Source organism: Hydrogenovibrio kuenenii DSM 12350 (genome assembly GCF_000526715.1).
GTDB lineage: Bacteria > Pseudomonadota > Gammaproteobacteria > Thiomicrospirales > Thiomicrospiraceae > Hydrogenovibrio > Hydrogenovibrio kuenenii.
On sequence record NZ_JAGP01000001.1, the window covers coordinates 1,359,650 to 1,383,212 of the forward strand.

The following is a 23,563-nucleotide window of genomic DNA, read 5'->3' on the forward strand; positions in this document are numbered from 1 at the left end:
TTGGCTACTTCATAACCCTCAGTAATTGACCGTTATTGTGATGCTGTCTGAGTAGCTACCTGAGCGTACGTTCTGGTGAGTAAATATTCGCCCATAGGCAGGATAGTCAGTTGTTTTTGACCCTGAATTCAATTGATAACTGTCACTCACAACCGAGGTACTCGCCGTTCCATCTCCCCAAATCGTTGTATGCGATGAATTAGTATAAAGATTATAAGTTAAAACATTACTAGTCGTACCATGAAGCATTTGGCGTGAAGCATAAGCGCCAGTACCAGAACTCATCAAAATGCTATATGAGACTAACCCTCCACCTCCTTGAGCTGTACACCTTACTCTTACCCCACCCACACCATCAAGCGGTGCCGCACTTCCTGGGTCATAGACTCCAAAACTAAGGGGTGGATTAGCTGACACAGTACAAGTTGCAGAAAAAACTTTCCACGGCATAACCATTAAAGTAGAGATTATTGTTAGTCTAAAAACGTCATGTTGAATTTTTATTTTCATGGCTGAATCTCTTTACAATAAAAGTTACCTAAATCTGGCAGTACCACTTTCTTAGTAGGGTAGTTAACTGTAAATTCACACTTTTGCCCAAGCCAGTTTACTTGTATTCGGTTATGCGATCTAAGCCCAGTTAAATAAACTTTGCCGTCAAACCCTACAGGGAAAGTCTCTTTATTACCCGAAATACGAACACCAGCACTGGTGGGTAAAACATGACCACCAGCAATAACAATACGAATCAGTGCACCATGAGAAGGACGCACTGGAAATTTAATATGCACACCACTGCGCCACGCTGGAATAACGGTAAGTTGAGAGGCATCAATCTGAGCATCTAATGGAAGGTCATTGACATCAATTCTAATTGGATTCTTCTCATAGGGTCGTAAATTTGGGACTAAAGCATCACCTTTCAAATCTGTTTGCGTTACCAATTGATTATCCGCATACACACCAACTTCAGCATAACCGGGAACTGAAACCAAAGCGAAACTTGTATCGATATAACGTGCCGGAATGAAGTGTTTATCCAACAACGCTAAACTTCCGCGCGCCCCCAGACGAACACCCGTACTTGATGAACTCGTTTGACGTGCCGCTTCAAAAGAATAGGTTCCAACATCATTTTGCAATGAAACGCCTACATCACCACCAGATGAATTTCCGCTATTTGCGCGCACCCGATAGCCCATCCCATTACCTGGAGGCAAATTATGCTGATATTCTACAAATGATTGAGAGTGTTCTTGTATCGATGAAGAGACACTTAACGTATCTCGAGATGAGAAAGGTCTCGTAATTGTTGCAAAAAAAGCATTTGATGACGCCCCTACATTTCGACTGCCAGAGAAGTTGAGTGCCCAATGATAAGCGAGTTGTTGGTTATAGTTTATTGTTAGCAATTCAAGAGGAGCTTGGTCATAAAAATGTTCATTAACATACCCTATTCCCACTGAAGCCTTTGCTTGCAACAATGACCTCGACAAAAATATTTGATCCGTTCGTTTGACCGGCAACTGCCCCGAAGGTAAGCCTAATTGTCTAAAATCATGACTAATTACCTTGGATGAGAGACGAAACCCAATGAGACGACCAGCATGCTTAAAGCCAATTCCCATCAAGTTTCCTTGACTATGATCAGTCCGACTGGCAGCCACAGACACACTTAAAACACCAATAGGTTGCAATAGTACAGAACCACTTGCTCCAGCTGTTTGTTGAGTACGCAAAAATTCTGCATGCCCCTCACCTGTCAACCAACGATTAAAGCCATATCGATGTGTCAAAGAAGCAAATAAATCTCCGTACTGATTACTTTCTAAACCGAAGTTCTCACGGACTGTGCCTAACTCATAACTATAATCATGCAACCCTTTTCTCAAAATCGATGGCGAAGCATAATAAGACTGCGTAAATACTCTCTGTCGACCAAGCATGTCATGGACAACGACTTGGAGCTGCCCTGATCCGGTAACAACTGGTGGCCCATAAATCTCAAAAGGTCCTGCCGGCACCTGACGACGCATCATTAATGCATTATTAACATAAAGATCGACCATTGAAGGTAATGCTGTTTCACCTGTTGGCATTGGCAACTCAAATGGCACAAAACCTGGTTGCGTTGAGAAATTGGTTCCCCATTGCACACCACCAAAACGAACAGAACGTCCCCAATCACCGGATCGACTTATAGCATCACCAAAACGCAAGGTCGACATAGTGTTTGAATGATCCCAACGCCAACTGCTCTCTAAGCGAATAAAGTTAGGGGCTTTGTGTAATCTTTGCCCAAGAAAGCTTGAGGTTAATGAGCCGTTACCAAAAAGCCCAAGTTCAAAAATCCCATCAACATTACGAACTTCGTCGACCCGTTGAGCATTAATATCATAATTTAAAAACAAGCCTGACGTCGAACCCATAGAGGGGGAATTTAGCTCACTTTTAACTGATAGGCGAGTTGTCTCAAATGACTGGGGAGGGGCAGTAATGAATAAAGTGGAATGATGTAGATCAACAATATAATGAACACCTGGCATTGTCAAAAGAACATAACGGTAACCATCATGGATAACTTCATTTGATTTCGGTAATAAGAAATGCCACCTTTGCAAGTCTTCAGTACGCAACCAAGGCCGCCCCTTTTCATCTAATAATACATGCACAATTTCTTGCTGTGCATCACCATTAATATCGACTGAAAAGAGGTTTTCGCTGGTTGTTTCCGCAGAAAAAGGAAAGTCAGCCGCCTGCGACTGGCTCGCTATAACCAGCATCAAGAGCAGGTAATAGCAAGTAATTGCGCGGATTTACATTCCCTCTATCGGTAACTCGATTTTTTGTTCCTTCTGACCTGAAGTAACAAATAGTTGCAATTTTTTTTGAGATAAAGGAGCTGTTACGCCAGACTTAATATTCCAATGCCGAGATTGATTGGGCAAAAGATACAATGCGCCACCAGCAATGAATTTTGGCTTACTCCCTTTATTTTCAGAAAACCTTAAATCGTTCAACTGAACATGAGCATTTCCACTATTTTTCACCTCTAGCTGTAGATTTCCTTTATCCAGTTTTCGTACATGCCAATGTAATTTAGGAGAAATCTTTGTACTAGGCTCTACAAAAACAGGGATACCTATACGAAGTGCAACCTGAACCCCCTGAGTACCAGGCTGTGGCGTTGGAGGGACCTCACGAATATATAGGCGATAAGCAACTTCCTTAGCTTTAGGAACCGCATTATGCAAACCGATACGAACAATACGAGTTTCACCAACCTTTAACTTGAAAATTGGAGGTGTTATCAAGAGATTTTTAGTAGGTTCATAAACATCCTTTCCATTTTGTTGTCGCCAAGCTACTGCTTCAAGCTGTATAGTGCTCGTTTGATCCCAGTTGGCAGTAATAGACATGACAGCAGTTTTTTGGTTAGGCGTCAATTTCAAATGCACTGGCGTCACTTGGAATGAGCCAGCATTCACAAACAAAGGAAATAATGCTGTCACAAACAATAGCAAAAATTTAATTATTGAATTCATCAGTAGGTCACCGTCGCTGTAATTGTGTCACTATAAGTATCTACAGAAACATTTTGTTGTGCCGTTATACGGCCATATACAGTCTGAGACACCGCTACGAGAGGACCTGTTCCTGTACCCGGAACGGTAGCTGTCACCCCCGTACCATCGCCCCAAACCGTAGTATGTGCCGCATCCGTATAAAGATTGTAACCAAGCGTATCAGCATTGGTCGCCCCAAGCATCAGTCGTGAAAGGTAATCTCCACCTGTAGTCGTTCCCACATCAAGTGCCGTCGTAAATGCAGTACCTGTTGTACAAAAAACTGAAATGGTCGTCGTAGAATCGGTAGGAGAAGCACTATTTGTGTCGTAAGCGCCAAAAGAAAGTGCTGGTACCGTTATCGTGCAGCTTGACGCTACATTTGAAGTCACCTGAAAGGTTGTTGTTGCTTGTGCCCCCATCACTTGTCCATAAGTCAAGCCGGCTATCATTGCAACTACTAATCTTACCCATTGAATATGATTCGCCATAATGCACCTCATAGTTAGATTAAGTATCAAATACTTTGTATATCTGGGTAGATACGTCTCAAGTATAATACACATTAACCACTTAATACAAAATTAAAAACACGAGTATTTTCAACAATATATAATAAAAATCTGATATCTATTTTATTAAATTTATATTAGATTATATTACTAGCACTTGTTGATAAATAGGCAGGCATTAAAAAAGGCGCTAATTGCGCCTTTTTTATAATGGAAATGTAAATGCAATAGGATTTATTTAATTTCGTCCAACTTCACTTTTAACAACCCGATATGACTTGCATAGTTCACTAGCTCTGCCGATGAACTCATACCTAGCTTAGTCATAATATTTTCGCGATGTTTGGAGACTGTTCTATCGGAAATATCCAACATATCAGCGACATCCTTGGTTTTATAACCTTCGGCAACAAGCTTGATCACCTGCTTTTCTCGGACGGACAATTTCTTCGGTTTTTTAACGTCTGTTTCAATCGACTTGGATTGCTCTAGCGTTTCTAAATACGAATTTAAATCAGGTTCAATTTCAGAATGAACAAATACCTGACCAGCTAGAACTAGCTCGATACCAGAAACCAATTCACTCTGCGAAACAGATTTAAGCGCAACACCATCAACACCAAGATCTAACACTTCTTTCCATACATTCGGCGCTTCAGCAGCAGTTAATACAATAATCTTTACTGGATTTTTGCGTTTTTTCAGCTGTGTCACAACCGCTATGCCGCTCAACTTCGGCATGGACAAATCAATTAATAATAAATCCGGTTTTTTGTCTTCTGTCAGAGCGAGAGTTGATTCACCATCCTTGGCTTCAGCAATCACCGACACTGTACCGTCCGACTCCAAAATCGACTTAAATCCAGCTCTCACTAGGTCATGATCTTCAGAAATCAAAACTGTAGGTTTGGCACGTGCCATAATTTTTTTAAATCCTTTTAGTTAAATTTATCAAGAAGTTAAACAAGTAACTTTTTACTTTATGCATATATAACCTTTAATTATAGCTGTTTTTTTAAACTTAATACAAGCTATGATAAATTTCATCCATCTCCGATAACAATGTCTCTATCGCCCCTGAATCCTCAGTAAATGATAAGTTTTCTATTTTTTTAACTACACTTAAGATTTGCTTGACCTCAAACAACATTAAATTTCCTTTCAGGCTATGACAAACTTGCCTGAAAGTTGTTTCATCTTGTTCAGATAAAAGGCTATGCATACGCTTTAAATCTGCCGATGTGGACTCGACAAACTGTGGCAATAAATGAACTAAAGATTCGGGAACCAAATCAATTAAAGGTGCTTTCGCCAACTCTTCTCTTACAATCAACTCTTTATAAAGTGCACCAAATACCTTGTCTTGGGATATCGGCTTTTCAATCCAATCATCAAACAGGCTCCTATCAACCACAATGCCCATATTTGATATTTCATCTTCGGTATGTGCAGCTGTTAATGCATAAACGCCTTTAAGTTTAGGTTTCAAACCATGATCTAACGTTCGTATCTTACGACAGACTTCCATACCATCCATTTCTGGCATTTGTATATCAAGGAAGACGATATCAAAATCCTGCTCTAAAAACTTTTGCCAAGCTTCTTTTCCATTTTCTGCATGCTCAACAACACAGTTAATTTCATGTAAAAATAATTCCAACACTTTTCGATTAATTACTGAATCATCAGCAATCAGTACACTCAATGGTTCACTCAACTCTATCAGTTTTTGTTTATGCTCAGTATGAACAGTCTGCTCAGCATCTAAATCATCTTCATACAATTCTCGAGAGTGCAAACCAACGGGCAATTCAACTGTAAACTTTGTCCCCACGCCTTTCACAGATTCTACTTCAATAGTCCCACCCAAAAGCTCAACCAGCCTTTTTACTATCGGCAATCCTAGTCCAGAGCCAAAATACTGCTGACTCCCTTTTGATTTCAACTGTTTAAAGGGTTCAAATATTCGCTCCAACTGTTCTTTTTCAATCCCCTCACCTGAGTCCGTAATAGAAAACAGCAAACCAACAGAGGTTTCTTCTATTTCTACGAAAACACCACCTTTATGGGTAAACTTAATCGCATTAACTATAAGGTTAACCAAGATTTGAGAGATACGAAGTAAATCACCATAGAACCATTCGCTATGCGTCTTCTGAGTAACAGAAACAGTCATGCCTTTATCATTAGAAATCGATTTTGTCAGGTGCGTGACATACTCTGACATTTCATCAATCGTAAAGGAGCTTGGGTTAATTTGAATATGTTCGGATTCAGTTTGAGAGTAGGTCAGAATATCGTTAATCAAAAAGTTCAACTGATCAACAGTCAACTTCATAATACGTAATGGATCTTCTATAGAGCGCCCATTTTCTTGATTATGTTTAACGACATTGATTAGGCTATTCATCCCCATCAAAGGGGTTCTCAGCTCGTGACTTAACATCGCTAAAAACTTGGTCTGGCTCTTGTATAGCTCATGCAACAATGTATTTTCTTCTTGTGAGCGCTTTTCTTTCTCTTGCAGTTGTTCAATGATTAAATCACTATGGGATGCGATTAGCCGTTCCTCAAGCTTATACATATGAGTAATATCAATACACGTCGCGCAGATTACCTCATTATCACCTTGTTTTTGATGATAAAGCTCATTAATCAACCAAACCAATTCGCCATCGATATTAAGCCCCATCAAAAACTGGCTTTTATCAGTTTTCTTCTCCAAAAGTGCTTGTGTATGTGTCATAAAGTGATGAATCGATTCAGGCACCATATAACTCATAAAGTCATCACTTGTTAAAACCGCTGCGCCTAAACGAGATTCAAAAGCCTCTGAAAGAGAAATCATGGCAAACTTTTCATCATAGTGCAGGCACCACCAGAGCGCCTTCTGAGAGAAAAATTTGGAAATATCAGTTACAACTGGTTTCATGAATTTAATCACTTTCAATAAAAGAGTTTTTTTCAGACACTTATCTGGATGAGATAGAATACCAATAATTTAATTTTTTTTCTTCAGATGAAGAATTTTTAGCCTGATCAGATGAGATTTACCCTATGACACAGTCATTTCGTATCGAAAAAGACAGTATGGGAACACTTGAGGTTCCTACAGATGCTCTTTATGGTGCTCAAACCCAAAGAGCCATTAACAACTTCCCAATTAGCCACACGCCTATGCCAAAAAAATTCATTCAGGCATTGGGATATGTAAAGTTTGCCTGCTCTGAAAGCAACCTTGAGCTAGGACTTTTATCTCAAGAAAAAGCAACCGCGATCCAAGCTGCTGCAAAGGAACTCATTGATGGAAAATATTACGAACACTTCCCTATTGATGTTTTTCAAACAGGCTCTGGCACTAGTACCAACATGAATGCGAATGAGGTCATTTCTCACCTAATAAAACAAATGACCGGTACGGATGTGCATCCTAATGACGATGTCAATATGAGCCAGAGCTCAAATGATGTGATCCCAACCACTATTCACATTGCAGCAGCCATTGAATTAGAAGAACATTTACTACCTGCATTAAATCACCTCATTAGCGCTCTCAAAGATAAGGAACAAGAAGTTGGTCACATAGTTAAAACCGGGCGTACACATTTAATGGATGCAACACCTGTGACGCTTGGTCAAGAAATCTCAGCATGGCGTCAGTTGATTGAAGACAACATTGACCGCTTGAAAGACACTCAAAAACGTCTGCACAAACTACCACAGGGGGGTACAGCTGTTGGTACAGGCATCAACGCTGAACCTGAATTCAGCAGTTTGGTTTGCGCCAACCTTTCAACGATTACCGCAATTCCATTTGAACCCATGCCCAACTTTTTTGTTGGTCTAAGCTCCCAAGATACTGCTTTAGAGTTAAGTGGACAACTTAACGTGCTGGCCGCCAGCTTAATGAAAATTGCAAACGATTTACGCTGGATGAACTCCGGCCCTTTAGCAGGGTTAGGCGAAATTCAACTGCCCGCTCTGCAACCCGGTAGTTCTATTATGCCAGGCAAAGTAAACCCGGTTATTCCTGAAGCCGTTTGTATGGTAGCAGCGCAAATGATGGGAAATCACACCGCTATTACCGTTGGTGCACAATCTGGTAACTTCCAATTAAATGTCATGCTTCCCATGATTGCCACTAACCTACTACAAAGCTTAGAAATTGCAGCCAATGCTTCTGTGCAATTAGCTGATCAGGCCATTCAAGGTTTTACAGTCAATGAAGCAAAATTGAATGAAGCTTTAGAGATCAATCCGATCCTAGTAACCGCCCTCAACTCTGTGGTAGGCTATGAAACTGGTGCAAAAATAGCCAAAACAGCGTATCAAACGGGACGACCAGTATTTGAGGTTGCAAAAGAAATGTCCGATTTAGATGACGAAACTTTAAGACGTTACCTTGATCCTTTGCTATTGACTCGAGGCGGCAACCCAAGCGTTTAAAGCACCCCGACACAAGCCCATAAACTTAAAAACAGGAGCGAACATGGCAACAGTAAACCTTACTACGGAAGAATTTGAAAAAACAATCACTGACAACGATATCGTTGTTTTAGATTTCTGGGCAGAATGGTGTGGCCCATGCAAACAATTTTCACCAATTTTCGAATCTGTTTCCGAAAAACATCCAGATATCGTTTTTGCTAAGGTAAATGTTGAAGAGCAGCAAGAATTAGCAGGTTTATTCCAAGTTCGTTCAATTCCAACACTTGTTTTTATGCGTGAAAAAATTGTTGTTTTCTCAAACCCTGGTTTATTGCCGGAAGCAAACTTAGAAGAAGGTCTAAAGAGCTTAAAAGAGCTAGATATGGAACAAGTTCGTAAAGACCTTGAAGAATCGCAAAACAACAACGCTTAAATCAAAAGCTAAAAATAGCTTTTAATAAAGCCGCTTAATTTTCTCTAAAGTTATGCGGCTTTTTTATGCATAAACAGTTAATGGTGGCTCTTCTGCCAAACGTTTAACCAAATCTGAAAGCGTCACTATACCTAGCAGTTGCTTTTCTTCACTCATAATAACCACACTACCAATTTGATATTGAGCCATCACCTGAGCTACTTTTCGGATATCTGTTTTTTTAAGAGTTGTAATAACTTCTTTATGCATCCATTGTGCAACCGTTTCTTGCCGAATTTCTTCAATCTGTCCGTCATGACTTACAATAGCTCTCTGTAAAATTTCATGATAAGAAATCATTCCAACCAACACTTCTGCATCGTTTAATACAGGTAAATGATGAATATTGTGTTGTGTCATTAACTCCCATGCATCCAACAAACTGTCAGATTCAGCAATAATGAAAACTGGGGAAGACATTATTTCCCCGACTCGGGCAACGACATGCCGAGCATCCCCCTCTTTTACGGTTTGATATTGATGAATAGCTTCATGAGATTTTTTGTTTTTTTCCGATTCTTCCGGGCTCATGTGCATTTCTTCAAACTCAGAGTCTGACACAGGAGACACTCTAGCTACTGGATCTACTTTTAATTCTGGATGAACTTGAGCCGCGCCAATATAACTCTGACCTTCTGGACTGTAAACAATAAACATAACCTTACCTTAAGAAGCAAACCGTTTAAAATATCGACCAACTCAATGTTTTCTAAAGAAAAACACCTAAATAGCCTGAAGTTTTATAAGGACTTTTATCATTAAAAACCCATAAAATACGACTTTCAATATCAACTTAAATGACTATACTATTGCAGATTAAGTTTAACAACTATAAGGAAATACGTTATGTCAGTATTAGTAACAAAAGCTGCTCCAGACTTTACATCAGCGGCTGTTTTAGCCGACGGTACGATTGTTGATGATTTCAACCTGAAAACTCATATTAAGGGTAAGTATGCGATTGTTTTCTTCTACCCACTAGATTTCACTTTCGTTTGCCCATCTGAAATTTTGGCATTCGACCACCGTGTTGATACTTTCAAAGCTTTGAACACAGAAGTTGTCGGTATTTCCGTTGACTCACAATTCACGCATAACGCTTGGCGTAACACCCCTATTGAACAAGGCGGCTTGGGTAAAGTTAAATTCCCACTAGTTGCTGACCTTGGTGGTTCTATCATGGAAGCTTACGGTATTGTTCACCCTGGCAACGTAGCGCTTCGTGGTGCTTTCTTAGTTGATGACCAAGGTATTGTTCGTCACCAAGTGGTTAACGACCTTCCATTGGGCCGTAACGTTGATGAGTTGGTTCGCATGGTTGAAGCCCTTCAATTCCATGAAGAGTACGGTGAAGTTTGCCCAGCTGGCTGGAACAAAGGCGATTCAGGTATGAAAGATACCCCAGAAGGTGTTGCTGATTACCTATCTAAAAATGCAGACAAACTGTAATTTAGGTTTTAAAAACTGCAAAAGGCTGTCTCAATGACAGCCTTTTTTATTTATCCACTTTACTCTTGAGTTTTAAACAGATGAAAAATCAATTAACTCTTTATCAACAAAGGGTTTGCAACAAACTGGAAACTTTTTTACAAGAGTATCAACCTGAACCCTTAAAGCTCACTAAAGCTATCCATTACGCCACACTTAACAATGGTAAACGTCTAAGACCTGCTCTGGTTTATGCCACAGGGGAAGCTCTCAAAATTCCTTTAGAGAAACTTGATTCTGCTGCTGCTGCCATAGAACTTATTCATAGTTACTCTCTCGTTCACGACGATCTGCCAGCAATGGATGATGATGATCTACGTCGTGGCCAACCAACCTGTCACGTGAAATTTGGAGAATCAACTGCAATTTTGGTGGGAGATGCACAACAAACATTAGCTTTTGACTGCATAGCGAAAGACACTTTTGTTTCAAGTCATCATAAAATTCAAATGATTCAAATGCTCTGCCATGCCTCGGGAACTGAAGGTATGATTGGTGGCCAATTTATCGATATAGAATCTGAAGGAAAAACGCCCTCGCTTTCATCTCTACAACAAATGCACAAGATGAAAACCGGTGCACTGATTCAAGCCGCTTTGCTACTTGGCGCTTGTCAATCTAAAGACTACGAGACACTCAAACCCAGCCTGGTAGATTTTGGTGCTAAAATTGGACTGGCATTCCAGATTCAAGATGATATTCTCGATATTGAATCTAACACTGAAACGTTAGGAAAACCTCAGGGAAGTGACTTAGATACCGACAAAGCAACTTACCCGAAACTCATGGGGCTAAGTGAATCCAAAACATTACGAAACCAGCTTATTTCAGATGCCAAAGCACTCCTCATAAATATGAAATTAAATAATCAATTTTTAACGGAATTGGTCGATTATATTGCTGATCGTAGTCACTAATAACAAACCCACCCTTAAAGAGTATGCCCCGTTTAGTATATTTGCTATAATTCCTCATTATTTTCATCAACATATTCGGCTAAATAATGGCACAACAGTTTGTTCTAAAAACTTTATTGGATTTTGCATCTGCGCATAGCCTAAGAGGTTATCCTGGCGACTGTGCAAACTTGCATGGCCATAACTGGAAAATCGAAGTTGAAATCATCGGCCAACAACTTAATGACATTGGCATGGTGATTGACTTCAAACAGATTAAAAAGCATGCTAAAGAAGTTGTGGCAGAATTAGATCACAAATTTTTGAATGATATTGAGCACTTCAAAACTGTCAATCCAACCGCAGAAAATATCGCACAGTATTTATTTAGACAAATCCAGCAACGCATCGAATCCCCTAGCGTCAACATGCATCAGATTACTGTTTGGGAAAATGATCGCAACTGCGTTATTTACAGCGAACCTTCAGTTAACTGAAGTTTAAAGAGATAGAGTTCACATTATGATTACACATGAACTTAAAGATCAATCCCTATGGATACACGTGATTGATAACTTCAGCATAGATGATTTTAATGCGTTTCAGGCCGCACATCAGATCAGCAATTTTGATCAAATCGTGATCGATTTTTCAAATGCTACTCACATTGATAGCGGTGGATTAGGCATGCTACTTCAGCTGCGGTCTCAATTGGGTGAAGATGCAGACCAGATCATCTTACATTCCGCTTCAGAACATATACTGAAAATTTTTGAAGTCGTGAACTTCGACAAACTTTTCAAAATCACCTAATTCACTGAATGCTTGAGATTTCACCAACTGCCCAACTGCTACTAATTACCTTTTTTGGTCTGTTACTCGGCAGCTTTATCTCAATGCTAACTTGGCGTTTGCCTCGTATGATGGAGTGGGAAGGTGAAACCCAACTCAAACATATCTCTTTTTCCCGTTCAGAATGTCCGAAATGCCAAACACCTCTTTCATGGAAAGAACTCATTCCTATTTTTAGCTGGCTTGCCTTTAAAGGACGATGCCATAGCTGCCAACAGCCAATTTCCGCTCGCTATCCACTTATTGAGCTCACAACCATGTTTTTAACCTGGTTGGTAGCTTCACATTTTGGCTTAGATTCAAAAGGCTGGATGGCACTGATATTTACTTGGGTATTAATCGCTATTACGGTTATCGATCTTGAACATCAATTGATTCTAGACATTCTCAGCCTACCGCTTTTATGGCTCGGCTTGATAATTAACACTCAATCCTACTTTGTCTCACCTAACGAAGCTATCTGGGGAGCGGTTGTAGGTTATCTGCTATTGTGGACACTCTTCTATCTCTTTAAATTTCTAACAGGGAAAGAAGGCATGGGATTTGGAGATTTTAAATTATTAGCCGCTCTAGGGGCTTGGTTTGGTATTAATGCCATACCGCAAATCATCTTAATTGCTTCTTTGAGTAGTTTAATCACGGTTCTTGCTTTAAGCTTATTTAAGAAACGTAATCTACAAGAACCCGTAGCATTCGGCCCTTTTCTAGCAGTAGGCGGTCTTTTGACTTTATTGTTAGGAGATATGTTTATAGTGTCTTTAATGTAAGACAATAAACTCAAAGAGATTAAACTGAGAGATGTTACAAAGACTGAGTTAGCTTCCTAACCCAGACTCCATATCTTCACAAACTTGCGTCATTTTAAGATTATTATTTTTAGCAAAATCCATGACGTATTCGAACATCCCTGGATTCACTTCTTCAAGTTGCGTATCGATAATAAGACACTTTTGGCCTTGATAAAGTTCAGGATGAAGTAAGTCAGAAAAGACAAGACGATGAGAAGTACCGTAGGAAGCCATCATAGAAGCGATGCGATCAATCCAATCGCTTGGCCGAAACTTTCTACCGTCTTCGGTATAACCTTCAATGATGTAACGACAGTGAACCATAAATCTCCCACTTACTGTCCAGCGAACAACAGAAACCACTTATGTACGATTTCTAAAACTAGTCGCGAATTTTAGCACACTAATCTCTACGAATAAATCAGACTTTTGCACGATGACCGCTAAATTCAAGGGGAATCCATCAAGATCTTTGATTAAAATAATAAATTCAAATATTTTTAACCCCATAAAACCGACAAATAATGGCATAATATCCGTCTTTTTAGACACGTACGATAGAAAAGTTAACGAGAAAACCGAAATGAGCCATTTTCAAACAGATGACCTGCGTATCAAAGCCATCACAGAAGTAAGCGCCCCAGAAAAGTTACATGAAAAATACCCCATTTCAGAGGCTGCTGCTCAAACGGTCTATCGTACACGTGAAGCCATCAAAAAGATTTTGAATGGTGATGACGACCGAATGTTAGTCGTTATTGGCCCTTGCTCGATACATGATCCACAAGCAGCACGTGATTATGCCAAACGCCTTAAAGCATTAATTGATAAACATGCTGATGATTTACTTATTGTTATGCGAGTCTATTTTGAAAAACCTCGTACAACCGTTGGTTGGAAAGGTCTAATCAACGACCCTAGCCTAGATGAGTCTTTCGAAATCAATAGGGGCTTGGAGCTTGCTCGTTCACTATTACTCGACATTAACAGTTCAGGCGTACCAAGTGCTACGGAGTTTTTGGATTTAATCTCTCCACAGTATGTTGCTGACTTGATTTCATGGGGAGCTATTGGTGCCCGCACAACCGAAAGCCAAGGTCACCGAGAACTTGCATCAGGGATTTCTTGCCCTATTGGATTTAAAAATGGTACTGATGGTGGTTTTAAAATTGCCGTAGACGCTATTCGTGCAGCAAACAATCCCCATATTTTCTTATCTCTTACGAAACAAGGTCATTCTGCAATTTTTTCAACAACTGGAAATCCAGACTGTCATGTCATCTTAAGAGGTGGCAATGATGGTCCAAATTATGATGCGCCTCATGTTGCCGAAGCCGTTCAAGCTTTAGAAAGCGCTCACGTACAAAGCCGACTAATGGTTGACTGTAGCCATGCTAACAGTAGTAAACAGCATAAAAATCAATTAGTCGTTGCTGAGTCCATAAGAGATCAACTTTCTGCTGGCGAAGCTAATATCATGGGAGCCATGATTGAAAGTCATATAGAAGAAGGTCGTCAAGACGTTGTTGAAGGCAAAGCACTAACCTATGGTCAAAGTATTACAGACGCTTGTATTGGCTGGGATGACAGCATCACTGCACTAGAACTGCTGGCGGAAGGCGTTAGAAACCGCAGAAAAGTAAACGGTTAAAACCACTCCTTTTTACTTAGAAATGCTCATAGCCTTTAACTAAAGGTTCTGAGCATTCCTTATCCGCCAAAGGTCTATTCAACCAGACTACAGGTTGCTCTTGCTTCTCGATCACTTTTCCAATACAACTTATCGAGACACCTAATAACCCAGATTTAGCCTTATCTTCCAAAATAGTAGCCTCGGCATCTGATAAGGTAAAACACAATTCATAATCATCGCCACCTGTTATCGGCAACCATGCATCTCCGGTTACCCCAATGTACTTCTCCACTGAAGATGAAAACGGAATGCGTTTATAGTCAATTTCAGCACTTACATTAGATGAATCCAGTAAGTGGCTTAGGTCAGCAACCAAGCCATCTGAAATATCTATCGCGGCATTTGCTACCTTTTTTAATTCTAACCCTAACTCAACACGAGGCATAGGACGGTAGAACTTTTCAAAAACAAGATCATCTACCCCGGAAACAGGGTAATTACCCAAAACTGCTTGTAAAGCCAGAGCGCCATCACCAATCTTTCCTGTGACATAAATTTTATCACCAACACTAGCATTACTTCGACGAAGAACATGAGAGGGTTCAACCCAGCCATGGGCTGTAACTGTTAAAGTTAAACGATCACTTTTAGTCGTATCACCACCAACCAATGGAACATCAAAAATAGATGATAAACCTTTTAAGCCCTTCGAAAAGCTGGATAAGAATGCTTCATTTGCGCAGGATTGTGGCAAACTGAGTCCAAGCGAATAAAATGCAGGTTGTGCGCCCATTGCAGCCAAATCACTAAGGTTAACAGCCAGCGCCTTCCAAGCAATATCATAAGGCTGTGTTTCTAGAGGAAAATGAACACCTTCAACTAAAGTATCTGTAACAATAACAAGCTGCATGCCTTTTGGACAGGTCATGACTGCACCATCATCACCAATGCCAATATCCGCAGAACTAGGGTGCAACAAGCTCCCAAACTTTCCTAGCGGTTTAAAGAATTCATCAATGATTGAAAACTCTGACATAGATTACCGGATGACAAGGTTGATTTTTAAGAGAGTGGATTGAGAAAGTTTCCCGTAAACCATTTTAAGAAACGGCTACGGAAACACAACTGATACTAAGAAGATGTATTGCTCAAGGCTGAAACTTCAAGAGAACGCAGCTCTTGAGCCGCTTTATCCAAAATACCATTAATGTATTTATGACTGTCTTCGGCACCAAAACGTTTAGCCAGTTCTACCGCTTCATTCAATATCACTTTGTATGGAATTTCAGGTTTATGCTTCAACTCATAAACCCCAATACGTAAAATGATTTTTTCAACAGGGTCAATCATCGCAACACTTCGATCCAGAAACTGTCCGTAAAGTGCATCATACTCATCCACTTCACTTACAACGGTGTGAACAATATCTTGAAATAGTGGAACATCGATTCCGGTCAAACGCCCCTCTTCATTGAACTGCTTCATAATATCTGTCAAGTCAGAAGTATTCAGCTGCCATTGATAAAGCGCCTGAAGCGCAACCGCTCTCGATAATGAACGTGGCGTTAGTTTAGACTCGTCTTCAGCGATTTCTTCACCTTGACCCGGTTTAAAATTGGAAATATTCATATATGTTGGCAGTCTTACAATTGTTTTAAAACATTAGCGGTTTCAATCGCTGCAAGAGTACACTCTTCACCTTTATTACCTGCTTTCGTTCCAGCACGTTCAATCGCTTGTTCAATGGTATCAACGGTTAAGACGCCAAAAGATACCGGCGTACCTGTTTGCAAAGATACAACACCCAAACCCTTAACACATTCACCAGCAACATAGTCAAAATGAGGTGTTCCACCGCGAATAACTGCACCTAAAGCAACAATCGCATCATACTTACCAGATTCAGCCATTTTCTTAGCAACGACAGGAATTTCAAATGCGCCAGGAACCAGCACTTGGTCGATATTATCTTCAGAACCACCATGTCTGATAATTGTATCTACCGCGCCTTTCACTAAACTATCTACGATAAAACTGTTAAAACGCCCTACTACCAAGCCGATTTTTAAACCCTGAGCCGTCAAGTGGCCTTCAACTGTTTTCATAGTTTTTCCTTTATATTTTTGTATCTTAATTTCGTCTTAGTAACTAACTACTAATAAACGACTTCTTGAATAGTCGCTTATTTTAACGCTACCTCAAAAGAAATCTTCAATTTTTTCTTGTTATCGACTTTAAGAGCGGTTCACTTAAACTTTCTTGTCAAGGTGACCAACAATTTCCAGGCCAAACCCACTTAGTGCGTTCATACGCCATGCTGAGCCAATAACCTGCAACTTCGTTAAACCTAAATCCGAAAGAATCTGCGCTCCCAAACCATAAGTCTTAGCATCATCTTCAACCTTTGCTTCCGGCTGGTTAATGCCTCTGTCTTTCATTTGGAACTGCTGAATTTTATCCAGTAATTCAGTGCCTTCTTCATGCTTTCTGAGCACAACAATAACACCTTTACCTTCTGAAACAATCTGTTTCATTGCCGCTCGCAATGACCAAGTACAATCTTCACGTTTTGCAGAGAACAAATCACATAAGGTATCAGCCATATGAACTCTCACAGGAATAGGCTCTTCAGAAGAGATATCACCAAAAGTTAGCGCAAAATGTGCTCTGTGATCTAATGCATCTTCATAACCGATTAACGTAAAATCACCAAATTCTGTTGGTAAATGGCATTGCGACACACGTTCAATGGTTTTTTCGTTTTTCAGTCGATACTGAATTAAGTCCGCAACTGTTCCAAGTTTAATGTCGTGCTCAACCGCAAACTTTTCCAAGTCATCACGACGAGCCATGGTGCCATCTTCATTCATGATCTCAACGATAACAGAAGCAGGCTCAAAACCAGCCATTGCCGCCAAATCACATCCAGATTCAGTATGCCCAGCTCTTTCCAATACCCCGCCAGCACGCGCCATAATAGGAAAAACATGACCCGGCGTAACAATATCACTTGGTAAGGCATCTTCTTTAACCGCTGCATGAATAGTGGTTGCTCTATCTGCAGCCGAAATACCAGTTGTTACATCTTTAGCCGCTTCAATAGAAACGGTAAAATTTGTGCCTAAAGAATCTTGGTTGTTGCGAGTCATCAATGGCAAATGCAGCTGCAAGCAACGCTCTTTGGTAAGCGTTAAACAAATCAGTCCTCGACCAAACTTCGCCATAAAGTTGATATCATCAGCAGTCACCGCACTGGCAGGCATCATTAAATCACCTTCATTCTCACGGTCTTCATCATCCATGAGGATAATCATCTTGCCTTGCTTGTAATCTTCAATAAGTTCTTCGATTGTATTTAACTGCATGTTTTCGCTCTTTAAAATTACTATAACAAGCTTTTCTGAAAATACTGGTTAAAGAAAACCGTTTTCAGCTAAAAGCTCTTTGGTCACACTGCTTTGCGTTTCATCCTGCGGCGCACTCAGCATTCTTTCTAAATATCGTGCCAGTAAATCCACTTCAAGGTTGACCTTGGAGCCAATCTGTAAATCCTTAATCGTTGTTTCCTGACGAGTATGAGGCACGATATTAATATCAAAATTCACACCATCCACTTTATTAACCGTCAAACTAATACCATTTAAACAAATAGAGCCTTTGGCTGCGATATATTTCGCCAATGCAATGGGGGCTTGAATCTGATAGCGCCATGAACGTGCATCTTGCTGGATAGATATAATCTCACCCACACCATCCACATGACCGCTTACCAAATGCCCACCTAAACGATCTTGTAAACGCAACGCTTTTTCCAAGTTAACAGAAGAACCTAACGACAAACCACCTAAAGTCGTAACACTCAGAGTTTCACCGGAAACGTCTGCAACATAAGACTGAGAACCCAACTCTATCGCCGTTAAACAAACACCATTACAAGCGATACTGTCGCCAATTTTCACATCAGATAAATCCAGTTTTCCTGTATCAATTGTAAAACGAGCATCGCCGTTTACAGATTCGATTTTGGAAATAGAACCAATCGATTCAATAATGCCAGTAAACATGGTCTTCTCCTAGTTTGAAGGTTTGAGTACCAAGTGCAAATCTTTGCCGATTCGCTTAACAGAATCAAAATCAAAGCACACTTTATCCGACATGCTTTGCACGTTTGGTAAAGCAAACATCGGTTTCGCATGATTTCCCATTAAAACAGGTGCCATAAAGGCATGAATCTCATTAACAAACCCAGATTCAATAAAAGCACCGGCAACGACTGCTCCAGCCTCAACCATGACATCTCGAACCTGCTCAACTTCATACAAATATTGCAATACAGATTCAATATCCAAACGATCTTCCTCTGCCGAAACGGCTACGACCTCACCCCCAGCCTGGTAGATTTTCTCTACCAATACCGGATTTTGATCGGCTGTTTGCTTGGATGTCATCAAAAGCGTTTTACCGTTTAGAGATAACATCTTCGCATCCAAAGGCATGCTCAGATTGGCATCCAATACCACTCGAATGGGGTTAGCTTCTTCCTCATTCAAGTTCATATCTTTCAGTACAGCTTCATCCAAACGAACATTGAGGCTTGGATCATCAGCAAGAACCGTCCCTATACCCGTAATGACAGCACCATGTCTTGCCCTCATTTTATGGACTTCAAGCCTAGCCTCATCACCGGTAATCCATTGGCTTTCACCATCACTCATTGCCGTTCGTCCATCAAGGCTACTGGCAATCTTTAAACGAACATAAGGACGCGCTTTTGTCATAGTGTAAATAAACCCTTCATTCAACTGTTCAGCTTCGAACTGCAATAGCCCTACATCAACTTTGATGCCAGCCAGCCTTAAGCGCTCGATACCCTGTCCACTGACTTGTGGGTTTGGGTCTTGCATTGCCACCACAACCCTAGACACTTTAGCGTCAACCAAAGCATCAGCGCATGGCGGTGTTTTCCCAAAATGAGAACAAGGCTCTAATGTCACATAGACTGTTGCATCTTCAACAGGCTCTTCAGCTTGTGCCAAAGCAACACGCTCAGCATGAGGTTGCCCAGCTTTTTGATGCCAACCTGTCGCAATAATACGATTTTCTTGAGTAATGACACAACCTACCGCAGGATTCGGTTTGGTTGAATAGATACCTTTTTCAGCCAAAGCAATTGCATGACGCATCATTTCAATATCAAAATCAGAAAACGTCACCCATCACCTCATTTAAAAATACTATTTGGAAGTGGTTGCCTTAACCAACTTTTCAATCTCTTCTCTAAAGGCATTCACATCTTGAAACGAGCGATAAACAGAAGCAAAACGGACATAAGCTACTTGATCTATTTCACTTAACGCATCCATCACCAATTGACCAATTTGTGATGAAGGGATTTCTTTAACCCCTTCTGCCATCAATTGTTTGGTGATTTTATTGGCTACTTGATCAATCGCTTCACTTTCAACTGGACGTTTTTCAAGTGCTTTAATCAAACCACTACGAATTTTATCTTCATTAAAACGTTCACGATTGCCATCAGATTTAATCACTCTAGGCAATGTCAATTCTGCTGTTTCATAAGTGGTAAAACGTTCAAGACACTGAATACATTCGCGACGACGTCTCACCTGCGCACCTTCAGTTGCCAGGCGAGAATCGATTACACGCGTATCAGGCGCATTACAAAAAGGACATTGCATAAATCAACAATACTTTTTTATAACTGCATAAAGTCAGTTGCATTCGTGTAAACAGGACGTTTAGCACAAAGCGTTTCTACTTTTTGACGAACTTGATCCACTACTGCTTCATCCCATGTACCGGCTTCTTGATTACAAGAATCAATCACGTCACACATCCAGTTCGCAAGATTAATAGAATCTTCTTCAGTAAAACCACGAGTTGTTGATGCTGCTGTACCAACACGGATACCACTTGTTACAAATGGAGACATAGGGTCATTTGGTACAGAGTTTTTATTTACAGTGATATGTGCGGAATCCAACGCTGCATCCACCAACTTACCTGTTAAACCTTGCTCAATGAAACTTACAAGGAACAAATGGTTTTCAGTTCCTTTAGAAACAACATCGTAACCACGGTCCATAAATACTTTCGCCATTGCTTTAGCGTTGGTTTTTACGTTTTGAATGTAGGTTTTGAATTCTGGTTCCATCGCTTCTTTGAACGCAACCGCTTTAGCCGCAATGACATGCATCAAAGGACCACCCTGAGCACCAGGGAAAATTGCAGAGTTAAGTTTCTTTTCAATCTCTGGGTTAGCTTTAGCTAAGATCAAACCTGAACGAGGACCACGCAATGTTTTATGTGTCGTTGTTGTCGTAACATCAGCGATTTGTACCGGATTAGGGTACTCACCAACCGCAACCAAACCAGCAACGTGCGCCATATCGACCATCAAATAAGCACCCACTGCATCCGCAATATCTCTAAAACGCTGCCAATCAACTACTTGAGAGTACGCAGAAAAACCGGCAATGATCATTTTTGGTTTATGCTCTTGTGCCAAACGCTCAACTTCTTCATAGTCGATAACTCCTGTTTCTGGATTCAAACCATACTGCACCGCATGATAAATTTTTCCAGAGAAACTTACGTGAGAACCATGCGTTAAGTGACCACCATGTGCCAAACTCATTCCCAAAACCGTGTCGCCTGGTTCCAACAACGCCATATAAACAGGTGCATTCGCTTGTGAACCAGAGTGAGGTTGAACGTTTGCATAGTCAGCACCAAACAATTCTTTTGCTCTATCGATGGCTAACTGTTCAACAACATCAACATACTCACAACCACCGTAATAGCGTTTTCCTGGATAACCTTCAGCATATTTGTTCGTCAAAACGCTGCCTTGCGCTTCCATCACTCTTGGACTGGTGTAGTTTTCTGACGCGATCAACTCAATATGATCTTCCTGACGTTGCGCTTCTGATTTGATTGCATCTGCCAATACATCATCGTAACCTGCAATCGTCATTGACTTATCAAACATGCTGTTTTCTCCACACTAAGATTAACTTTTTAAAATAAAGGAGAATTTTACCAATTATCACCGCCTGAAACTACTTTTATGCACTCGGAATGAAAACCAATTTCCTATTCCCCTATATTTACTTCTATAATTCAGTCTGATATTTTCTTTATACTTTATTAAATAGATGATTTTCGGTACAGTTACCGATAAATTTATGGCACGTAAAAACAAGAGTTAGCAATGGCACAATTTGTCTACACCATGAACCGCGTTGGAAAAGTGGTTCCACCTTCAAAATATATCTTAAAAGATATCTCCCTTTCTTTCTTCCCAGGCGCCAAGATTGGTGTACTCGGGTTAAATGGTGCTGGTAAATCCACGCTTTTAAGAATTATGGCGGGTATCGATACCGACATCGTTGGTGAGGCTAGACCTCAGCCAGGTATTAAGGTTGGCTATCTTCCTCAAGAGCCACAACTTGATCCTACAAAAGATGTTCGTGGTAATGTCGAAGAAGCTGTAAAAGAAGTCAAAGACGCTTTAGCACAGTTAGATCAAATTTATGCAGCCTATGCTGAGCCAGATGCAGACTTTGATGCGCTTGCCAAAAAACAAGCAGAAGTCGAAGACTTGATCCAAGCCATGGATGGACACAACCTAGACCGCCACTTGGAAATTGCTGCTGATGCCCTGCGCTTACCGCCTTGGGATGCAGATGTCACCAAACTTTCTGGTGGTGAACGTCGTCGTGTAGCACTTTGTAAGCTACTGCTTGAAAAGCCAGACATGCTTTTGCTTGATGAACCGACTAACCACTTGGATGCCGAATCTATTGCATGGCTTGAACGCTTCTTGCTTGAGTTCAGCGGTACTGTTGTCGCTATCACGCATGACCGTTACTTCCTTGATAACGCTGCTGAATGGATTCTAGAGCTAGACCGTGGTCAAGGTATCCCTTACCAAGGCAACTACTCTTCTTGGCTTGAGCAAAAAGAAAAACGCCTAGAAGCAGAAGCCAAACAAGAAGACGCTCGAATGAAAACCATCCAAAACGAATTGGAGTGGGTACGTTCTAATGCTAAAGGTCGTCACGCAAAATCAAAAGCACGTCTTGCACGCTTTGAAGAATTAAGCAGCCAAGAGTCGCAAAAGCGTAATGAAACCAAAGAAATCTTTATTCCTGTTGCTGAGCGATTAGGGGAAAAAGTTATTGAGGTTAAAGACTTAACGAAAAGCTTTGACGACAGATTATTAATTGAAGATTTAACCTTCAACCTACCACAAGGTGGTATTGTCGGCATTATCGGACCAAACGGTGCAGGTAAATCAACTTTATTCAAAATGTTAACAGGGCAAGAACAACCGGATTCCGGTGAAATCAATTTCGGTGAAACGGTTCAACTCTCGTACGTTGATCAGAGTCGTGACGCTTTGGACGACAATAAAACGGTTTATGAAGAAATTTCTGAGGGTAATGAAATCTTTACCGTTGGTAATATCGAAATCAACGCCCGTGCTTATGTAGGGCGCTTCAACTTCAAAGGAACGGACCAACAAAAACGTATTGGCGAGCTATCAGGTGGTGAACGTAACCGTGTACATCTAGCGAAAACTTTAAGAAGCGGTGGTAACCTGTTACTTTTAGATGAACCAACCAATGACTTAGATGTTGAAACATTACGTGCACTAGAAGAGGCCCTTCTTGATTTTGCAGGCTGTGCAGTTGTTATTTCGCATGATCGCTGGTTCTTGGATCGTATCGCTACGCACATGCTAGCTTTTGAAGGTGATTCACACGTTGAATGGTTTGAGGGTAACTTCTCAGATTATGAAGAAGACTTAAAACGTCGTAAAGGTGCTGACGCAGCCCAGCCACACCGTATAAAATACAAGCCCATTATGAAAGGCTAATTCACAATAACTTAGCATTATGG

General features: G+C 40.6%; 25 protein-coding genes. 9 read left to right on the forward strand and 16 right to left on the reverse strand.

The genetic code is table 11. The annotated features are described in order from the left end of the window. Positions 1–18 precede the first annotated feature (18 nt). The 6 genes from N745_RS0106490 to N745_RS0106515 form a co-directional block, all read right to left on the reverse strand. Positions 19–510: a Csu type fimbrial protein gene (locus N745_RS0106490; RefSeq protein ID WP_024851316.1), complete on the reverse strand. Its 492-nt coding sequence runs from the start codon at positions 508–510 to the stop codon at positions 19–21. After that, positions 507–2,783, reverse strand: coding sequence for a fimbria/pilus outer membrane usher protein (locus N745_RS0106495; protein ID WP_051453384.1), 2,277 nt, complete (start codon positions 2,781–2,783; stop codon positions 507–509). The genes N745_RS0106490 and N745_RS0106495 overlap by 4 nt, the downstream gene beginning before the upstream one ends. A gap of 33 nt (positions 2,784–2,816) precedes the next feature. Then, positions 2,817–3,545, reverse strand: coding sequence for a fimbrial biogenesis chaperone (locus N745_RS11800; RefSeq protein WP_024851318.1), 729 nt, complete (start codon positions 3,543–3,545; stop codon positions 2,817–2,819). Next, the gene (locus N745_RS0106505) at positions 3,545–4,057 is read right to left on the reverse strand and encodes a Csu type fimbrial protein (RefSeq protein ID WP_024851319.1); all 513 of its coding nucleotides are present in this window, start codon (positions 4,055–4,057) and stop codon (positions 3,545–3,547) included. The genes N745_RS11800 and N745_RS0106505 overlap by 1 nt, the downstream gene beginning before the upstream one ends. A gap of 255 nt (positions 4,058–4,312) precedes the next feature. Next, positions 4,313–4,999, reverse strand: coding sequence for a response regulator (locus N745_RS0106510; protein WP_024851320.1), 687 nt, complete (start codon positions 4,997–4,999; stop codon positions 4,313–4,315). Positions 5,000–5,099: 100 nt separating this feature from the next. Continuing rightward, on the reverse strand, positions 5,100–7,010 hold the full coding sequence (locus N745_RS0106515) for a hybrid sensor histidine kinase/response regulator (protein WP_024851321.1): 1,911 nt from the start codon (positions 7,008–7,010) through the stop codon (positions 5,100–5,102). A 125-nt stretch (positions 7,011–7,135) separates the two neighbouring features. Here N745_RS0106515 and N745_RS0106520 point away from each other — a divergent pair, with 125 nt between their 5' ends. Beyond that, a complete protein-coding gene (locus N745_RS0106520; RefSeq protein ID WP_024851322.1) occupies positions 7,136–8,524 on the forward strand; it encodes a class II fumarate hydratase in 1,389 nt (462 codons plus the stop codon). A gap of 43 nt (positions 8,525–8,567) precedes the next feature. Next, on the forward strand, positions 8,568–8,939 hold the full coding sequence (trxA, locus tag N745_RS0106525) for a thioredoxin (RefSeq protein ID WP_024851323.1): 372 nt from the start codon (positions 8,568–8,570) through the stop codon (positions 8,937–8,939). Between the two features lie 63 nt (positions 8,940–9,002). Here trxA and N745_RS0106530 read toward each other — a convergent pair whose 3' ends face one another. Further along, positions 9,003–9,635, reverse strand: a complete 633-nt coding sequence (locus N745_RS0106530; RefSeq protein ID WP_024851324.1) for a CBS domain-containing protein — start codon at positions 9,633–9,635, stop codon at positions 9,003–9,005. 189 nt (positions 9,636–9,824) lie between these two features. Between N745_RS0106530 and N745_RS0106535 the strand changes: the two genes are divergently transcribed. From N745_RS0106535 to N745_RS0106555, 5 genes are all read left to right on the forward strand, one after another. Continuing rightward, entirely contained in the window at positions 9,825–10,427 is a 603-nt protein-coding gene (locus N745_RS0106535; protein ID WP_024851325.1) for a peroxiredoxin, read from the forward strand. A gap of 80 nt (positions 10,428–10,507) precedes the next feature. Then, complete coding sequence (locus N745_RS0106540) at positions 10,508–11,383, forward strand: polyprenyl synthetase family protein (protein ID WP_024851326.1); 876 nt, start codon at positions 10,508–10,510, stop codon at positions 11,381–11,383. Positions 11,384–11,469: 86 nt separating this feature from the next. Further along, positions 11,470–11,859: a 6-carboxytetrahydropterin synthase QueD gene (gene queD / locus N745_RS0106545; RefSeq protein WP_024851327.1), complete on the forward strand. Its 390-nt coding sequence runs from the start codon at positions 11,470–11,472 to the stop codon at positions 11,857–11,859. Between the two features lie 25 nt (positions 11,860–11,884). Beyond that, entirely contained in the window at positions 11,885–12,175 is a 291-nt protein-coding gene (locus N745_RS0106550; protein WP_024851328.1) for an STAS domain-containing protein, read from the forward strand. 8 nt (positions 12,176–12,183) lie between these two features. After that, positions 12,184–12,981, forward strand: coding sequence for a prepilin peptidase (locus N745_RS0106555; RefSeq protein WP_024851329.1), 798 nt, complete (start codon positions 12,184–12,186; stop codon positions 12,979–12,981). A 48-nt stretch (positions 12,982–13,029) separates the two neighbouring features. Here the strand turns inward: N745_RS0106555 and N745_RS0106560 are convergent, their stop codons facing one another. Further along, positions 13,030–13,326, reverse strand: a complete 297-nt coding sequence (locus N745_RS0106560) for a DUF3579 domain-containing protein (RefSeq protein ID WP_024851330.1) — start codon at positions 13,324–13,326, stop codon at positions 13,030–13,032. Between the two features lie 259 nt (positions 13,327–13,585). Between N745_RS0106560 and N745_RS0106570 the strand changes: the two genes are divergently transcribed. Continuing rightward, the gene (locus N745_RS0106570) at positions 13,586–14,653 is read left to right on the forward strand and encodes a 3-deoxy-7-phosphoheptulonate synthase (protein WP_024851331.1); all 1,068 of its coding nucleotides are present in this window, start codon (positions 13,586–13,588) and stop codon (positions 14,651–14,653) included. A 16-nt stretch (positions 14,654–14,669) separates the two neighbouring features. Here N745_RS0106570 and thiL read toward each other — a convergent pair whose 3' ends face one another. The 8 genes from thiL to glyA all read right to left on the reverse strand — a co-directional run bounded on the left by thiL (position 14,670) and on the right by glyA (position 21,647). Continuing rightward, positions 14,670–15,671, reverse strand: a complete 1,002-nt coding sequence (thiL, locus tag N745_RS0106575; protein ID WP_024851332.1) for a thiamine-phosphate kinase — start codon at positions 15,669–15,671, stop codon at positions 14,670–14,672. A 95-nt stretch (positions 15,672–15,766) separates the two neighbouring features. Beyond that, complete coding sequence (gene nusB / locus N745_RS0106580) at positions 15,767–16,264, reverse strand: transcription antitermination factor NusB (protein ID WP_024851333.1); 498 nt, start codon at positions 16,262–16,264, stop codon at positions 15,767–15,769. A 14-nt stretch (positions 16,265–16,278) separates the two neighbouring features. Beyond that, the gene (gene ribH, locus N745_RS0106585) at positions 16,279–16,740 is read right to left on the reverse strand and encodes a 6,7-dimethyl-8-ribityllumazine synthase (protein WP_024851334.1); all 462 of its coding nucleotides are present in this window, start codon (positions 16,738–16,740) and stop codon (positions 16,279–16,281) included. Positions 16,741–16,884: 144 nt separating this feature from the next. After that, positions 16,885–18,000, reverse strand: a complete 1,116-nt coding sequence (gene ribBA / locus N745_RS0106590) for a bifunctional 3,4-dihydroxy-2-butanone-4-phosphate synthase/GTP cyclohydrolase II (protein WP_024851335.1) — start codon at positions 17,998–18,000, stop codon at positions 16,885–16,887. Positions 18,001–18,048: 48 nt separating this feature from the next. Next, positions 18,049–18,699, reverse strand: coding sequence for a riboflavin synthase (locus N745_RS0106595; protein ID WP_024851336.1), 651 nt, complete (start codon positions 18,697–18,699; stop codon positions 18,049–18,051). Positions 18,700–18,708: 9 nt separating this feature from the next. Beyond that, the gene (ribD, locus tag N745_RS0106600; RefSeq protein WP_024851337.1) at positions 18,709–19,848 is read right to left on the reverse strand and encodes a bifunctional diaminohydroxyphosphoribosylaminopyrimidine deaminase/5-amino-6-(5-phosphoribosylamino)uracil reductase RibD; all 1,140 of its coding nucleotides are present in this window, start codon (positions 19,846–19,848) and stop codon (positions 18,709–18,711) included. 21 nt (positions 19,849–19,869) lie between these two features. Further along, the gene (gene nrdR, locus N745_RS0106605) at positions 19,870–20,334 is read right to left on the reverse strand and encodes a transcriptional regulator NrdR (RefSeq protein ID WP_024851338.1); all 465 of its coding nucleotides are present in this window, start codon (positions 20,332–20,334) and stop codon (positions 19,870–19,872) included. A 17-nt stretch (positions 20,335–20,351) separates the two neighbouring features. Beyond that, on the reverse strand, positions 20,352–21,647 hold the full coding sequence (glyA, locus tag N745_RS0106610; RefSeq protein ID WP_024851339.1) for a serine hydroxymethyltransferase: 1,296 nt from the start codon (positions 21,645–21,647) through the stop codon (positions 20,352–20,354). Between the two features lie 222 nt (positions 21,648–21,869). Here glyA and ettA point away from each other — a divergent pair, with 222 nt between their 5' ends. Beyond that, positions 21,870–23,540, forward strand: a complete 1,671-nt coding sequence (gene ettA / locus N745_RS0106615; RefSeq protein ID WP_024851340.1) for an energy-dependent translational throttle protein EttA — start codon at positions 21,870–21,872, stop codon at positions 23,538–23,540. Positions 23,541–23,563: the final 23 nt, after the last annotated feature.

Coding starts and splice junctions, on each gene's coding strand:
- N745_RS0106490 (WP_024851316.1), bottom strand. CDS start 510: ATGAAAATAAAAATTCAACATGACGTTTTTAGACTAACAATAATCTCT.
- N745_RS0106495 (WP_051453384.1), bottom strand. CDS start 2,783: ATGCTGGTTATAGCGAGCCAGTCGCAGGCGGCTGACTTTCCTTTTTCT.
- N745_RS11800 (WP_024851318.1), bottom strand. CDS start 3,545: ATGAATTCAATAATTAAATTTTTGCTATTGTTTGTGACAGCATTATTT.
- N745_RS0106505 (WP_024851319.1), bottom strand. CDS start 4,057: ATGGCGAATCATATTCAATGGGTAAGATTAGTAGTTGCAATGATAGCC.
- N745_RS0106510 (WP_024851320.1), bottom strand. CDS start 4,999: ATGGCACGTGCCAAACCTACAGTTTTGATTTCTGAAGATCATGACCTA.
- N745_RS0106515 (WP_024851321.1), bottom strand. CDS start 7,010: ATGAAACCAGTTGTAACTGATATTTCCAAATTTTTCTCTCAGAAGGCG.
- N745_RS0106520 (WP_024851322.1), top strand. CDS start 7,136: ATGACACAGTCATTTCGTATCGAAAAAGACAGTATGGGAACACTTGAG.
- trxA (WP_024851323.1), top strand. CDS start 8,568: ATGGCAACAGTAAACCTTACTACGGAAGAATTTGAAAAAACAATCACT.
- N745_RS0106530 (WP_024851324.1), bottom strand. CDS start 9,635: ATGTTTATTGTTTACAGTCCAGAAGGTCAGAGTTATATTGGCGCGGCT.
- N745_RS0106535 (WP_024851325.1), top strand. CDS start 9,825: ATGTCAGTATTAGTAACAAAAGCTGCTCCAGACTTTACATCAGCGGCT.
- N745_RS0106540 (WP_024851326.1), top strand. CDS start 10,508: ATGAAAAATCAATTAACTCTTTATCAACAAAGGGTTTGCAACAAACTG.
- queD (WP_024851327.1), top strand. CDS start 11,470: ATGGCACAACAGTTTGTTCTAAAAACTTTATTGGATTTTGCATCTGCG.
- N745_RS0106550 (WP_024851328.1), top strand. CDS start 11,885: ATGATTACACATGAACTTAAAGATCAATCCCTATGGATACACGTGATT.
- N745_RS0106555 (WP_024851329.1), top strand. CDS start 12,184: ATGCTTGAGATTTCACCAACTGCCCAACTGCTACTAATTACCTTTTTT.
- N745_RS0106560 (WP_024851330.1), bottom strand. CDS start 13,326: ATGGTTCACTGTCGTTACATCATTGAAGGTTATACCGAAGACGGTAGA.
- N745_RS0106570 (WP_024851331.1), top strand. CDS start 13,586: ATGAGCCATTTTCAAACAGATGACCTGCGTATCAAAGCCATCACAGAA.
- thiL (WP_024851332.1), bottom strand. CDS start 15,671: ATGTCAGAGTTTTCAATCATTGATGAATTCTTTAAACCGCTAGGAAAG.
- nusB (WP_024851333.1), bottom strand. CDS start 16,264: ATGAATATTTCCAATTTTAAACCGGGTCAAGGTGAAGAAATCGCTGAA.
- ribH (WP_024851334.1), bottom strand. CDS start 16,740: ATGAAAACAGTTGAAGGCCACTTGACGGCTCAGGGTTTAAAAATCGGC.
- ribBA (WP_024851335.1), bottom strand. CDS start 18,000: ATGCAGTTAAATACAATCGAAGAACTTATTGAAGATTACAAGCAAGGC.
- N745_RS0106595 (WP_024851336.1), bottom strand. CDS start 18,699: ATGTTTACTGGCATTATTGAATCGATTGGTTCTATTTCCAAAATCGAA.
- nrdR (WP_024851338.1), bottom strand. CDS start 20,334: ATGCAATGTCCTTTTTGTAATGCGCCTGATACGCGTGTAATCGATTCT.
- glyA (WP_024851339.1), bottom strand. CDS start 21,647: ATGTTTGATAAGTCAATGACGATTGCAGGTTACGATGATGTATTGGCA.
- ettA (WP_024851340.1), top strand. CDS start 21,870: ATGGCACAATTTGTCTACACCATGAACCGCGTTGGAAAAGTGGTTCCA.